The organism is Methylobacterium sp. TK26 (genome assembly GCF_055361565.1).
The window spans coordinates 1,931,846-1,945,040 of record NZ_CM143965.1 but is presented as its reverse complement, the minus strand read 5'-3'; the positions used below and the strand labels follow the sequence as shown (position 1 = coordinate 1,945,040).

Here is a 13,195-nt window from a genome sequence, read left to right as displayed (position 1 = left end):
ATTTTGAACATACGACACGTAAGCGGCAGCGAAGCTGCATGAGCACGCGGGCTCCCGGGGGGACACCGCAGAGTCAACCGGAAGCGTCCCGGCGCTTCTTTCGGAACGATGGGGGTCCGCCTCGCCCTACCACCTGTCCTCTTCCCGCCTTCCACTTCCGTTCCTCAGGTCGGATGCCGAATCCTCGAAGGATGACGAGCCCGGCCTCAAGGTAAGCCTTCCGGGAATCGAGGGTCTTCCGCCTGCCGCGTCGCGTGACGGCGCCGAGGCCACGGGGCCGGCCAAGGCTCGGGCCCCCGTTTCAGCCGATATCCGCCTTCTGGGCATCGCCACCGAGCATCTCGCGCGGCTCGGTCCCAAGCGGGTGACGGTGGTCGCCGTGGCCGCCGAGGCGGGCATGACGCACGCCAACGTCTACCGGTACTTCCCCTCGAAGGACGCGCTGCTCGACGCCGTGGCGGGGCGCTGGCTGCGGGACGTGGAGACGCGGCTCGCCGGCATCGCCGACGCCCCCGATCCGGCCGACGATAAGATCGAGCGCCTGCTCGTCGCCCTCGCAGCCCTGCAACGGGACGCGCTCGCCAACGAACCGAACCTGTTCGCGGTACATCTGGACGCCACCGTCGCGGCCCGCCCCATCGCCCGGCGCCACCGGGTGCGCCTGCGCAGCCTCGTGGAGCGGGTGGTCGAGGAGGGAATCACCTCCGGCATCTTCTCGGCGCGGGACCGGGAGCGGGCCATCGCCTACATCTTCGACGCGAGCTACCGCTTCACGCATCCCCTCGCGATCCAGCACGACGCGGACGTGCCGCGAGACCTGATCGAGGCGCGCTTCGGCGCCGTAATCCACGCCATCCAGCGAGTCTTACGCGCTGGGGTGCTCTGAAAGACCAGGGCGGGGTTCGCGGCAGACGCGACCCCGCCCTTCTCATTTTCGGGCTGCGAGTCGCGCCGAGGCGCCCCCTCGAAAATGTGAAACTGACAGGTTCGGCGTTCTGTCATTGCGACCTTCCACCTCGCTGCACCGCACCTAAAACCTTTGCAGCACAGCGGTTTCCGCACTGGCCCCGCGCGTGACCGAACGGTCAGCGGGCGCGATCGGGAGGTTTGGCCAAGCCGCATCGGGTTGAAGCCACGGTGCTTTTCGGCCACACAGCCGCGCAGAATTTCGGACGCGAACGAGCCGGCGCAACGCACGCCGGTCCAATCCCCTCGCGCTACGAACGCACGGTTTCAAAGGAGGCAGAACCGACATGGCACGCAGCAAGATCGCCCTCATCGGTGCCGGCCAGATCGGCGGAACCCTGGCCCTTCTCGCCGGCCTCAAGGAACTGGGCGACATCGTGCTGTTCGACATCGTCGACGGCGTTCCCCAGGGCAAGGCGCTGGACATCGCCGAGGCCGCGCCGGTCGAGGGCTTCGACGCGAAGCTCGCGGGCGCCAGCGACTATTCGGCGATCGCCGGGGCCGACGTGGTGATCGTCACCGCCGGCGTGCCGCGCAAGCCCGGCATGAGCCGCGACGACCTGATCGGAATCAACCTCAAGGTCATGCAGGCGGTGGGCGAGGGCATCAAGGCCCACGCGCCGGACGCCTTCGTGATCTGCATCACCAACCCGCTCGACGCGATGGTGTGGGCGCTGCAGAAGTTCTCGGGCCTGCCGAAGAACAAGATCATCGGCATGGCCGGCGTGCTCGACTCGGCCCGCTTCCGCCACTTCCTGGCCGAGGAGTTCAAGGTCTCGGTCGAGGACGTCACCGCCTTCGTGCTCGGCGGCCACGGCGACGACATGGTGCCGCTGGTCCGCTACTCGACCATCGCGGGCGTGCCGCTCCCCGACATGATCAAGCTCGGCTGGTCCACCCAGGAGAAGCTCGACGCCATGGTCGAGCGGACCCGCAAGGGCGGCGGCGAGATCGTCAACCTGCTCAAGACCGGCTCGGCCTTCTACGCCCCGGCCTCTTCGGCCATCGCGATGGCCGAGAGCTACCTGCGCGACAAGCGCCGGGTCCTGCCCTGCGCCGCCCATCTCGACGGCCAGTACGGCATCGCCGGCCTGTTCATCGGCGTGCCGGTGGTGATCGGCGCGAACGGCGTCGAAAAGGTCCTCGAAGTCGAGTTCAACGGCGACGAGAAGGCGATGTTCGAGAAGTCGGTCAACTCGGTGAAGGGCCTCATCGAGGCCTGCAAGACCGTCGACGGCTCGCTGGCGTGAGCCGTCGGGCGAATAGCGAATAGGGAGTAGCGAAGAGGGGGCGCTACGCCCCCAACGCACCTCCCGAAAACTATTCGCTATTCGCTATTCCCTATTCGCTCCTCTGAAAGAGGCTCCGATGAACATTCACGAATACCAGGCCAAGGCGGTCCTGCGGGAGTTCGGCCTGCCGGTCTCCCGCGGCGTGGCGATCTTCAACCCCTCCGAGGCCGAGGCGGCCGCCAAGGAACTCGGCGGTCCGGTCTGGGTCGTGAAGAGCCAGATCCATGCCGGCGGTCGCGGCAAGGGCACGTTCGTCGGGGCCCCGCAGGGCGCCAAGGGCGGTGTGCGCGTCACCAAGTCGATCGACGAGGTGAAGCAATATGCCGGCGAGATGCTCGGCCAGACCCTGGTGACGATCCAGACCGGCCCGGCCGGCAAGCAGGTGAACCGCCTCTATATCGAGGAAGGCGCGCAGATTGCCGCCGAGTTCTACCTGTCGATGCTGGTGGACCGCGAGACCGGCGGCGTCGCCTTCGTGGTCTCCACCGAGGGCGGCATGGATATCGAGGCGGTCGCCCACGACACGCCTGAGAAGATCCACACCATCCCGGTCGATCCGGCCACGGGCGTCATGCCCCACCATGGCCGCGCGGTCGCCAAGGCGCTGGGGCTCACGGGCGCCCAGGCCAAGGAAGCGGCCGACGTCACCGACAAGCTCTACAAGGCCTTCGTGTCGAAGGACATGAGCCTTCTCGAGATCAACCCGCTGGTCCTGACCGGCGACGGGCACCTGAAGTGCCTGGACGCCAAGATGGCCTTCGATTCGAACGCCCTCTACCGGCACCCGGACATCGTGGCGCTGCGCGACGAGACCGAGGAGGACGCCAAGGAGATCGAGGCGTCGAAGTACGACCTCGCCTACATCGCGCTGGACGGCACGATCGGCTGCATGGTGAACGGCGCGGGTCTGGCCATGGCCACCCTCGACATCATCAAGCTCTACGGCGAAAGCCCGGCGAACTTCCTCGACGTGGGCGGCGGCGCCTCCGAGGAGAAGGTGACGGCGGCGTTCAAGATCATCACCGCCGATCCGAACGTGAAGGGCATCCTCGTCAACATCTTCGGCGGGATCATGAAGTGCGACGTGATCGCCAACGGCGTGATCGCGGCGGTGAAGGCGGTGGGGCTGCAGGTCCCGCTGGTGGTGCGCCTCGAAGGCACCAACGTCGAGCAGGGCAAGGAAATCATCCGCGCCTCCGGCCTCAACGTGATCCCGGCCGACGACCTGGATGACGCCGCCCAGAAGATCGTCGCCGCCGTGAAGGGAGCCTGATCATGTCGGTGATGATCGACGCCAACACCAAGGTCATCTGCCAGGGCTTCACCGGCAAGAACGGGACCTTCCACTCCGAGCAGGCGCTCAGCTACGGCACGAAGATGGTCGGCGGCACTTCCCCCGGGAAGGGCGGCTCGACCCATCTCGGCCTGCCGGTCTTCGACACGGTCGCCGAGGCCCGCGACGCCACTGGCGCCGACGCCTCCGTCGTCTACGTGCCCCCGCCCGGCGCGGCGGATGCGATCTGCGAGGCCATCGCGGCCGAGATCCCGCTGATCGTGTGCATCACGGAGGGGATCCCCGTGCTCGACATGGTGCGCGTGAAGCGCGCCCTCGTGGGTTCCAAGTCCCGCCTCGTCGGCCCGAACTGCCCCGGCATCGTCACGGCGGGTCAGTCGAAGATCGGCATCATGCCTGCCAACATCTTTCGGCAGGGCTCGGTCGGCATCGTCTCGCGCTCCGGCACGTTGACCTACGAGGCCGTGTTCCAGACCACGACCGCTGGCCTCGGCCAGACGACGGCGGTCGGCATCGGCGGCGACCCGGTGAAGGGCACCGAATTCATCGACGTGCTCGAACTGTTCCTGGCCGACGACAAGACCGAGTCGATCGTGATGATCGGCGAGATCGGTGGTTCGGCCGAAGAGGAAGCGGCGCAGTTCCTCCGTGACGAGGCCAAGCGCGGCCGCAGCAAGCCGATGGTCGGCTTCATCGCCGGCCGCACGGCGCCCCCCGGCCGCCGCATGGGCCATGCCGGCGCGATCATCTCGGGCGGCAAGGGCGGCGCCGAGGACAAGATCGCGGCGATGGAGGCGGCGGGCATCCGCGTCTCCCCGTCGCCGGCTCGCCTCGGCTCGACCCTGGTCGAGGTCCTCAAGGGCTGACGACCTCCCCGGCGGCCCCTCGGGGCTGCCCGGCGCAAGGCAATCGGGTGAGGGGCGCGCGGCGCCCTTCACCGCTTTCTAGAGCCGGCGACGTTCCGGCACCGCGATGCGGGTGGCTCCGCCGCCCGCCCGAGCGACAGGATGGACGGACCATGGCACGCCAGGACGTGAACGAAGCGCTCCTCGAAACCTCGTTCCTCTACGGCGCGAACGCCGCCTATATCGAGGAATTGCAGGCGGCTTACGCGCGCAACCCGCATTCCGTCGATCCCGAGTGGCAGAACTTCTTCAAGGCCCTCGGTGAAGACGAGACCCTCGTCGAGAAGAACGCCGCAGGCGCCTCCTGGGAGAAGCCGAACTGGCCGGTGCCGCTGAACGGCGAGCTGGTCTCGGCCATGGACGGCAACTGGGCCGCCCTGGAAAAGGCCATCGGCGACAAGATCGTCGCCAAGGAGAAGAAGGGCGACGCCCTGCCGGGCAAGCCGGTCGATGCCGCGGGCGGCGGCGTCCTGGCCACCACCGGCGTCTCCGTGGAGCAGGCGACCAAGGATTCGGTGCGGGCGATCATGCTGATCCGCTCCTACCGCATGCGCGGCCACCTCCACGCCAAGCTCGATCCGCTCGGGCTGGCCCCGCGCGGTGACCACGAGGAATTGCATCCGCAGCATTACGGCTTCACCGAAGCCGATTACGACCGCCCGATCTTCCTCGACAACGTGCTCGGCCTGCAATTCGGGACGATCCGCGAGATCGTGGACATCCTGGAGCGGACCTACTGCCAGACGCTCGGCGTCGAGTTCATGCACATCTCCGATCCCGCCGAGAAGGCGTGGATCCAGGAGCGCATCGAGGGCAAGGACAAGGAAATTTCTTTTACGCCCGAAGGTCGGCGCGCCATTCTCAATAAGCTCATCGAGGCCGAGGGCTTCGAGAAGTTTCTGGACCTCAAGTACACCGGCACCAAGCGCTTCGGCCTCGACGGCAGCGAGGCGATGATCCCGGCGCTGGAGCAGATCATCAAGCGCGGCGGTGCGCTGGGTGTGCGCGAGATCGTGTTCGGCATGGCCCACCGGGGCCGCCTGAACACCCTGACCACCGTGATGGCCAAGCCCTTCCGGGCAGTGTTCCACGAGTTCAAGGGCGGCTCGGCCTCCCCGGCGGAAGTCGAGGGCTCGGGCGACGTGAAGTACCATCTCGGCGCGTCGTCCGACCGCGCCTTCGACGGCAACAACGTCCACCTCTCGCTCACCGCCAACCCGTCCCACCTCGAAATCGTCGATCCGGTGGTGCTGGGGAAGGTCCGCGCCAAGCAGGATCAGTGGGCGAAGCCCAACGTCGAGCGCCGCACCGTCCTGCCGCTGCTGATCCACGGCGATGCCGCCTTCGCCGGCCAGGGCGTGGTGGCCGAGTGCTTCGGCCTGTCGGGCCTGAAGGGCCACCGGACCGGCGGTTCGGTGCACTTCATCATCAACAACCAGATCGGCTTCACCACCGATCCGCGCTTCTCGCGCTCCTCGCCCTATCCGTCGGACGTGGCGAAGATGGTCGAGGCACCGATCTTCCACTGCAACGGCGACGACCCCGAGGCCGTGACATTCGCGGCGAAGATCGCGGTCGAGTACCGCCAGAAGTTCGGCAAGCCGGTCGTGATCGACATGCTGTGCTACCGCCGCTTCGGCCATAACGAGGGCGATGAGCCGGCCTTCACCCAGCCGAAGATGTACCAGCGGATCCGCAAGCATCCGACCGTGCTGGAGACCTACGGCCGCAAGCTCGTGGAGAACACCACGCTCTCGCAGGAGGCGCTGGACGCCCGCAAGGCCGAGTTCCGGTCGATGCTCGACAGCGAGTTCGACATCGCCACGAACTACAAGGCCAACAAGGCCGATTGGCTCGATGGGCGCTGGTCCGGCGTGAAGGCCGTCCACGAGGACGTGGACGATCCGCGCCGGGGCCGCACCGCCGTGCCGGCCGAGACGATCCAGGAGATCGCCCGCAAGATCACCCAGGCGCCCCCCGGCTTCCACCTGCACCGCACGATCCAGCGCTTCATGGACAACCGTGCCAAGGCGGTGGAGACCGGCGCCGGCATCGATTGGGCGACGGCCGAGGCCCTGGCCTTCGGCGCGACGCTCCTCGACGGCAACCGGGTCCGGCTGTCCGGCCAGGATGTGGAGCGCGGCACCTTCTCCCAGCGCCACGCCGTGGTGATCGATCAGGAGAACGAGCAGCGCTTCACGCCGCTCAACAACATCCGCGACGGGCAGGCGCAGATCGAGATCATCAACTCGATGCTCTCGGAAGAGGCGGTGCTCGGCTTCGAGTACGGCTATTCGCTGGCCGAGCCGAACGCGCTCGTCCTGTGGGAGGCGCAGTTCGGCGATTTCGCCAACGGCGCGCAGGTGGTGTTCGACCAGTTCATCGCGTCCGGCGAGCGCAAGTGGCTGCGCATGTCCGGCCTCGTGCTGCTGCTGCCGCACGGCTACGAGGGGCAGGGGCCGGAGCACTCCTCGGCCCGGCTGGAGCGCTATCTCCAGGCCTGCGCCGAGGACAACATCCAGGTCGCCAACTGCACGACGCCCGCGAACTACTTCCACATCCTGCGCCGGCAGCTGAAGCGCGACTTCCGCAAGCCGCTCATCCTGATGACGCCGAAGTCGCTGCTGCGGCACAAGCGCGCCGTGTCGACGCTCGGTGACATCGCCGAAGGCTCGACGTTCCACCGCGTCCTCTGGGACGAGGCGGAGAGCGAGGGTAGCGAGTACAAGCTGGTCCGCGACGACAAGATCCGCCGCGTCGTGCTGTGCTCGGGCAAGGTCTATTACGACCTGCTGGAAGAGCGCGAGAAGCGCGGCATCACCGACGTCTACCTGATGCGCGTGGAGCAGCTCTATCCGTTCCCCCTGAAGGCGCTGGCCAACGAGATGGCCCGTTTCCGCAACGCGGACGTGGTGTGGTGCCAGGAAGAGCCCAAGAACATGGGCGCGTGGTCCTTCGTCGAGCCCTATCTCGAATGGGTGCTGGGCCAGGCGAACTCCCCCGTGTCGCGCGCCCGCTACGTCGGCCGCCCGGCCTCGGCCTCGACCGCCGTGGGCCTGATGTCGAAGCACCAGGCGCAGTTGCAGGCGTTCCTCAACGAGGCGCTGGCCGTCTGATCCGTCCCGAGACTCCGGCGGCCGCGCCCAGTGGCCGCCGATCCCATCCAGGGTCCCCCGGGGACCCGCCGACCTGACAGAGCGAGACCATGGCAACCGACATCCTCGTCCCGACGCTCGGGGAATCCGTGAGCGAGGCCACGATCGGCCGCTGGTTCAAGAAACCCGGCGACGCGGTGGCGGCCGACGAGCCGTTGGTGGAACTCGAGACCGACAAGGTCACACTCGAGGTCAACGCTCCGGCCGCGGGCGAACTCGGCGAAATCCTCGTGAAAGACGGCGAGACCGTCGAGCCGGGCGCGATCCTTGGCTCCATCGTCGAGGGTTCCGGCGCGCCCAAGAAGGCCGCCGCCAAGGAAGCCCCGAAGCAGACCGCCGAGACGAAGTCCGAGAGCCGCAGCGAGGCCCCGAAGCCCGCCGAGGCGAAGGCCCCCGAGGGTGGCGCCGGCTACGGCAACCACGACGCGGGCACCCCGGCCCAGCAGCGCCCGGTGGGCGACAACGGCCCGGCCGTCGCCAAGCTCGCCCGCGAGTCCGGCGTCGATCCGTCCGGCGTCAACGGCTCCGGCAAGGACGGCCGCGTGACCAAGGGCGACATGCTCGGCGCCATCGCCAAGGGTCCGAGCAGCCCGGCCCCGGCCAAGGAAGCCCGCCCGAGCATGCCGCGCGCCCCGTCCGCCCCGGACGACGCCTCCCGTGAGGAGCGCGTGCGCATGACGAAGCTCCGCCAGACCATCGCGCGCCGCCTGAAGGACGCGCAGGACACGGCGGCGATGCTGACGACGTTCAACGACGTCGACATGTCCGCCGTGATGGCGATGCGCAGCCAGTACAAGGACATCTTCGAGAAGAAGCACGGCACGAAGCTCGGCTTCATGGGCTTCTTCACCAAGGCGGTGATCGGCGCCCTCAAGGACGTACCGGCGGTGAACGCCGAGATCGACGGGCAGGACCTTGTCTACAAGAACTACTACCACATCGGCATCGCGGTCGGGACCGATAAGGGCCTCGTCGTGCCGGTGGTGCGCGACGCGGACGACCTGTCCATCGCCGGCATCGAGAAGAAGATCTCCGGCTTCGGCAAGAAGGCCCGCGAGGGCAAGCTCTCCATCGAGGACATGCAGGGCGGCACGTTCACGATCACCAACGGCGGCATCTACGGCTCGCTGATGTCGACGCCGATCCTCAACGCGCCGCAATCGGGCATCCTCGGGATGCACCGGATCGAGGAACGCCCGGTCGTCCGTAACGGCAAGATCGAGGCGCGGCCGATGATGTACCTCGCCCTGTCCTACGATCACCGCATCGTGGACGGGAAGGAGGCCGTCACCTTCCTCGTGCGCGTGAAGGAAGCCCTGGAGGACCCGGCCCGGCTCGTGCTGGATCTCTGATCGGAGGCCATAGAACCCGCCACGACCGGAGCGATCATCGATGCCGATCGTGGCGGAATTCGATGGCATTCGGATCATGTTCTACGCGAACGAGCATCCGCCGCCGCACTTCCACGCCTATTGCGCGGAGCATGTCGCCAGTTTCGACATCGCGACGTTGAGCGTGATCGAGGGCTTCCTACCTGTCGCGAAACGAAGGAAAGTCATACGTTGGGCGGCGACCAGGCAGGACGCCCTCCTCGAAGCTTTCCTCCGAACCACGTCGCATGAGAAGGTGGAGCGGATACCATGAAGCGTCTGCCACGCGTCTCGTCGGCCGAACCGGTGATCCATGGTGTCCTCAAGCTCGTCTTCGTCGATGGGTACGAGGGCGTGGTCGATCTCCGCCCCCTTCTCGCGAAGGGTAAGGTCTTTGCGTGGCTTCAAACGCCCGAGAACTTTCGTTCGGTCCGGGTCGACGAGTACGGCCACGCGATCAGCTGGACCGACGATACCGGATATCTGATCGATGTCGGCGCCGACTCCCTTCGGCGCGACTGTGAGCGGCAAGCCGAGATTCACAAGCTGATGGTCGGCTGAGGAGCGGAGACGTGAGCGGACAATCCATCCCCGTCGCCGTCGTCACGGGCGGCAGCCGCGGCATCGGCCGCGCCGTGTCGCTGATGCTGGCGGATCGCGGCTACGCGGTCTGCCTGAGCTACGTCTCCGATGCCGGGGCGGCCCAGGCGGTGGTCGAGGCGATCGCCGCCAAGGGGGGCAGGGCGGTGGCCGTGCGCAGCGATGTCGGCGTCGAGGCCGACGTGCTCGCCCTGTTCGAAGCCGCCGACCGACTCGGGACGCTCACCGCGCTCATCAACAACGCGGGCGTGGTCGATGTCGCCAGCCGCGTGGATGAGATGGATGCCGCCCGGCTTCAGCGGATGATGACGACGAACATCGTCGGCAGCTTCCTCTGCGCCCGCGAGGCGGTGCGGCGCATGTCCACGAGGCATGGCGGACAGGGCGGCGCCATCGTCAACGTGTCCTCGGTCGCGGCCCGCCTCGGCGGTCCCGGCCAATACGTGGACTACGCCGCCTCGAAGGGCGCCATCGACACCTTCACCACCGGCCTCGCCCGCGAGGTCGCGACGGAGGGCATCCGTGTCAACGCGGTGTCACCGGGCATCATCGATACGGAGATCCACGCCAGCGGCGGGCAGCCCGACAGGGTCGCGCGGCTGGGGCCGGACCAGCCGATGGGCCGGGCCGGCACGGCGGAGGAGGTGGCGGCCCCGATCGTGTGGCTCTTGTCCGAGGACGCTGCCTACACGACCGGCGCCAACATTCTCGTCTCCGGCGGCCGCTGACGTCCCATCGCCTTACGGAACAACCCGTCCGGCCCCTCAAGCCGGAGAAGGAAACGAACGATCATGTCCTACGATCTCGTCGTCATCGGCACCGGCCCCGGCGGTTACGTCTGCGCGATCCGCGCGGCGCAACTCGGACTGCGGACGGCCGTCGTCGAGAAACGCGCCACCCATGGCGGCACCTGCCTCAACATCGGCTGCATCCCGTCGAAGGCGCTGCTCCACGCCTCCGAGGCCTTCGAGGAGGCCAGCAAGCATTTCGGCGATCTCGGCATCGATGTCGGTACGCCGAAGCTCGACCTGAAGAAGATGATGAGCTTCAAGGCCGAGGGCGTCGCCGGCAACACCAAGGGCGTCGAGTTCCTGCTGAAAAAGAACAAGGTCGAGACCTTCCACGGCACCGGCCGGATCGCCGGGGCGGGCCGCGTCGAGGTGCTGTCCGAGGATGGCGGCAACCAGATGCTGGAGACGAAGAACATCGTCATCGCCACGGGCTCGGACGTCGCGAACCTGCCGGGCATCACCGTGGACGAGAAGGTCGTCGTCTCCTCGACCGGCGCCCTGGAGCTCGACCGCGTGCCGAAGAAGCTCCTCGTCATCGGTGCGGGCGTCATCGGCCTGGAACTCGGCTCGGTCTGGCGGCGTCTCGGCGCCGAGGTGACGGTGGTCGAATACCTCGACCGGATCCTGCCGGGCATGGATGGCGAGGTCGGCAAGCAGTTCCAGCGCATCCTCGGCAAGCAGGGCATGGAGTTCAAGCTCTCCACGAAGGTCACGGGCGTCGAGGTCGGCAAGAAGGGCGCGACGGTCACCGTGCAGCCCGCCGCCGGCGGCGAGGCCGAGACCCTGCAGGCGGACGTGGTGCTCGTCTGCATCGGCCGCGTGCCCTACACCGAGGGCCTGGGGCTGGAGAATGCCGGCGTCCAGAAGGACGACAAGGGCCGCATCCACGTCGATTCGCACTTCGCGACCAACGTTACCGGCATCTACGCCATCGGCGACGTGATCGCCGGGCCAATGCTCGCCCACAAGGCCGAGGACGAGGGGGTCGCCGTGGCGGAGATCCTGGCGGGCCAGTCGGGCCACGTGAATTACGCCGTGATCCCGAACGTCGTCTACACCTTCCCCGAGGTGGCCTCGGTCGGCCGCACGGAGGAGGAACTGAAGAAGGACGGCATCGCCTACAACGCCGGCAAGTTCCCCTTCACCGCCAACGGCCGCGCCAAGGCGAACGGCACCACGGACGGGTTCGTGAAGGTGCTGGCCGACGCGCAGTCGGACCGCGTGCTCGGCGTGCACATCGTCGGCGCGGATGCGGGCAATCTCATCGCCGAGGTGGCGGTGGCCATGGAGTTCGGCGCCTCCTCCGAGGACATCGCCCGCACCTGCCACGCGCACCCGACCCTCACCGAGGCGGTGAAGGAAGCCGCGCTCGCGGTGAACAAGCGCGCCATCCACGTCTGAGGGTTCAGGCGCGCATCCGCGCCCGGGGATGGGCCGCCTCATAGGCGCTCATCAGCCGGGCGGCATCGACCTGCGTGTAGAGCTGCGTCGTCGAGAGCGAGGCGTGGCCGAGCAGTTCCTGGATCGCCCGCAATTCGCCCTGCCGGGCGAGGAGGTGGGTCGCGAAGGAATGGCGCAGGGCGTGGGGCGTCGCCTCGTCGGGCAGCCCGAGGGCCCCGCGCAGCCGCGCCACCGCGTATTGGATGATCCGGGGCGAGAGCGGCCCGCCCCGGGCACCGACGAAGAGCGGCCCCTCCGGCGGCAGCGGGAACGGGCAGGCGGCGAGATAGGCGGACACCGCCTCCGCGACCACCGGCAGCACCGGCACCATCCGCTCCTTGCCGCCCTTGCCGAGCACCGTCACCTGATCGACCCCCGGCACGGGCGCATCGGCCCGGCGCAGGCCGAGGGCTTCGGAGATGCGCAGGCCCGCCCCGTAGAGGAGGGCGAGGACCGCCGCGTCGCGGGCGAAGATCCAGGGCTCGCGGTCCTCCCCGGCGCGGATGCCGACATCGGTCAGCGCCACCGCCGCATTCACCGGCAGCGGGCGCGGCAGGCGCCGGGGCACCTTGGGCGAGCGCACCCCACCCAGCGCCGAGATCGCGCCGTAGCCCTCGCGCTCCAGGTGGCGCCCGAAGGAGCGCAGGCCGGCGAGCATCCGCATCAGCGAGCGCCCGGAGATGTCGTCCGCCCGCCGGGCCGCCATGAAGGCGCGGATGTCCCGCACCTTCAGGTCGATGAGCATCGCGATGGTGGGCTCGCCGCGCCGGCTTTCGAGATGGACGAGGAACTGCCGCAGGTCGCGGTCATAGGCCTCGACCGTGTTGGCCGACATCCGCCGTTCGCGGGCGAGGGCATCGATCCAGCCCGCGACGGCGGCGCGCAACGGGCCGTCCCCCGGCGGGAGCAGGGATTCGGCGGGGGCGTCGGAGGCGGACGAGGAGGGCATGCCCCCATCAGAGCGCGACGGCGTTAACGCACCGCTTCAGCAGGTGTAATCGCTGTCCGAGACCTGTTCGAGCCAGACGACCGGCGAGCCGTAGAAGGATTCCTGCACGGCGATGTGGCTCATGGACGACGTGGCGCTCGCCCCATGCCAATGCTTCTCATCGGGAGCGAACCACACCACGTCCCCCGTCTGCACCTCCTCCACCGGGCCGCCGAGCGTTTGCACCCATCCGATGCCATCGGTCACGATCAGCGCCTGTCCGAGGGGATGGGTGTGCCAGGCCGTCCGCGCGCCGGGCTGGAACGTGACCCAGGCCCCGCCGGCGCGGGAGGTGTCCGTGGGGCCGAACAAGGGGTCGATCGAGACGCTGCCCGTGAACCACTCCGCCGGGCCTGCCGTGCATGCGCGCGCGCCGATCCGCCTGATCTCCACG

General features: G+C 68.2%; 12 protein-coding genes. 10 read left to right on the top strand and 2 right to left on the bottom strand.

The annotated features are described in order from the left end of the window. Positions 1–310: 310 nt before the first annotated feature. The 10 genes from ACXJ1Y_RS09370 (at position 311) to lpdA (ending at position 11,774) form a co-directional block, all read left to right on the top strand. Entirely contained in the window at positions 311–886 is a 576-nt protein-coding gene (locus ACXJ1Y_RS09370; RefSeq protein WP_313898749.1) for a TetR family transcriptional regulator, read from the top strand. A gap of 367 nt (positions 887–1,253) precedes the next feature. Next, positions 1,254–2,216, top strand: coding sequence for a malate dehydrogenase (gene mdh / locus ACXJ1Y_RS09365; RefSeq protein WP_463849758.1), 963 nt, complete (start codon positions 1,254–1,256; stop codon positions 2,214–2,216). A gap of 118 nt (positions 2,217–2,334) precedes the next feature. Then, complete coding sequence (gene sucC / locus ACXJ1Y_RS09360; RefSeq protein WP_243954090.1) at positions 2,335–3,531, top strand: ADP-forming succinate--CoA ligase subunit beta; 1,197 nt, start codon at positions 2,335–2,337, stop codon at positions 3,529–3,531. A 2-nt stretch (positions 3,532–3,533) separates the two neighbouring features. Next, on the top strand, positions 3,534–4,418 hold the full coding sequence (gene sucD, locus ACXJ1Y_RS09355; RefSeq protein ID WP_463849757.1) for a succinate--CoA ligase subunit alpha: 885 nt from the start codon (positions 3,534–3,536) through the stop codon (positions 4,416–4,418). Positions 4,419–4,570: 152 nt separating this feature from the next. Continuing rightward, the gene (locus tag ACXJ1Y_RS09350; protein WP_463849756.1) at positions 4,571–7,573 is read left to right on the top strand and encodes a 2-oxoglutarate dehydrogenase E1 component; all 3,003 of its coding nucleotides are present in this window, start codon (positions 4,571–4,573) and stop codon (positions 7,571–7,573) included. An 89-nt stretch (positions 7,574–7,662) separates the two neighbouring features. Beyond that, the gene (odhB, locus tag ACXJ1Y_RS09345) at positions 7,663–8,964 is read left to right on the top strand and encodes a 2-oxoglutarate dehydrogenase complex dihydrolipoyllysine-residue succinyltransferase (protein WP_463849755.1); all 1,302 of its coding nucleotides are present in this window, start codon (positions 7,663–7,665) and stop codon (positions 8,962–8,964) included. Between the two features lie 40 nt (positions 8,965–9,004). Then, on the top strand, positions 9,005–9,256 hold the full coding sequence (locus tag ACXJ1Y_RS09340) for a DUF4160 domain-containing protein (protein ID WP_463849754.1): 252 nt from the start codon (positions 9,005–9,007) through the stop codon (positions 9,254–9,256). Next, positions 9,253–9,543 carry a DUF2442 domain-containing protein gene (locus tag ACXJ1Y_RS09335; RefSeq protein ID WP_463849753.1) on the top strand — a complete coding sequence of 97 codons (291 nt, stop codon included), beginning with the start codon at positions 9,253–9,255 and terminating at the stop codon, positions 9,541–9,543. Before ACXJ1Y_RS09340 ends, ACXJ1Y_RS09335 begins: the two co-directional genes overlap by 4 nt. Before the next feature lie 11 nt (positions 9,544–9,554). Then, positions 9,555–10,310: an SDR family oxidoreductase gene (locus tag ACXJ1Y_RS09330; RefSeq protein ID WP_463849752.1), complete on the top strand. Its 756-nt coding sequence runs from the start codon at positions 9,555–9,557 to the stop codon at positions 10,308–10,310. A 63-nt stretch (positions 10,311–10,373) separates the two neighbouring features. Continuing rightward, complete coding sequence (lpdA, locus tag ACXJ1Y_RS09325; RefSeq protein ID WP_463849751.1) at positions 10,374–11,774, top strand: dihydrolipoyl dehydrogenase; 1,401 nt, start codon at positions 10,374–10,376, stop codon at positions 11,772–11,774. A gap of 4 nt (positions 11,775–11,778) precedes the next feature. On the opposite strand, the gene ACXJ1Y_RS09320 is transcribed toward lpdA, so the two are convergent. Continuing rightward, positions 11,779–12,762, bottom strand: a complete 984-nt coding sequence (locus ACXJ1Y_RS09320; protein WP_463849750.1) for a tyrosine recombinase XerC — start codon at positions 12,760–12,762, stop codon at positions 11,779–11,781. A 36-nt stretch (positions 12,763–12,798) separates the two neighbouring features. Beyond that, the gene (locus tag ACXJ1Y_RS09315) at positions 12,799–13,194 is read right to left on the bottom strand and encodes a (R)-mandelonitrile lyase (protein ID WP_463849749.1); all 396 of its coding nucleotides are present in this window, start codon (positions 13,192–13,194) and stop codon (positions 12,799–12,801) included. Between the last annotated feature and the right edge of the window lies 1 nt (position 13,195).

What these genes read in the sequence shown, in the direction of transcription:
- mdh (WP_463849758.1), top strand. Translation starts at nt 1,254, where the DNA reads ATGGCACGCAGCAAGATCGCCCTCATCGGTGCCGGCCAGATCGGCGGA.
- sucC (WP_243954090.1), top strand. Translation starts at nt 2,335, where the DNA reads ATGAACATTCACGAATACCAGGCCAAGGCGGTCCTGCGGGAGTTCGGC.
- sucD (WP_463849757.1), top strand. Translation starts at nt 3,534, where the DNA reads ATGTCGGTGATGATCGACGCCAACACCAAGGTCATCTGCCAGGGCTTC.
- ACXJ1Y_RS09350 (WP_463849756.1), top strand. Translation starts at nt 4,571, where the DNA reads ATGGCACGCCAGGACGTGAACGAAGCGCTCCTCGAAACCTCGTTCCTC.
- odhB (WP_463849755.1), top strand. Translation starts at nt 7,663, where the DNA reads ATGGCAACCGACATCCTCGTCCCGACGCTCGGGGAATCCGTGAGCGAG.
- ACXJ1Y_RS09340 (WP_463849754.1), top strand. Translation starts at nt 9,005, where the DNA reads ATGCCGATCGTGGCGGAATTCGATGGCATTCGGATCATGTTCTACGCG.
- ACXJ1Y_RS09335 (WP_463849753.1), top strand. Translation starts at nt 9,253, where the DNA reads ATGAAGCGTCTGCCACGCGTCTCGTCGGCCGAACCGGTGATCCATGGT.
- lpdA (WP_463849751.1), top strand. Translation starts at nt 10,374, where the DNA reads ATGTCCTACGATCTCGTCGTCATCGGCACCGGCCCCGGCGGTTACGTC.
- ACXJ1Y_RS09320 (WP_463849750.1), bottom strand. Translation starts at nt 12,762, where the DNA reads ATGCCCTCCTCGTCCGCCTCCGACGCCCCCGCCGAATCCCTGCTCCCG.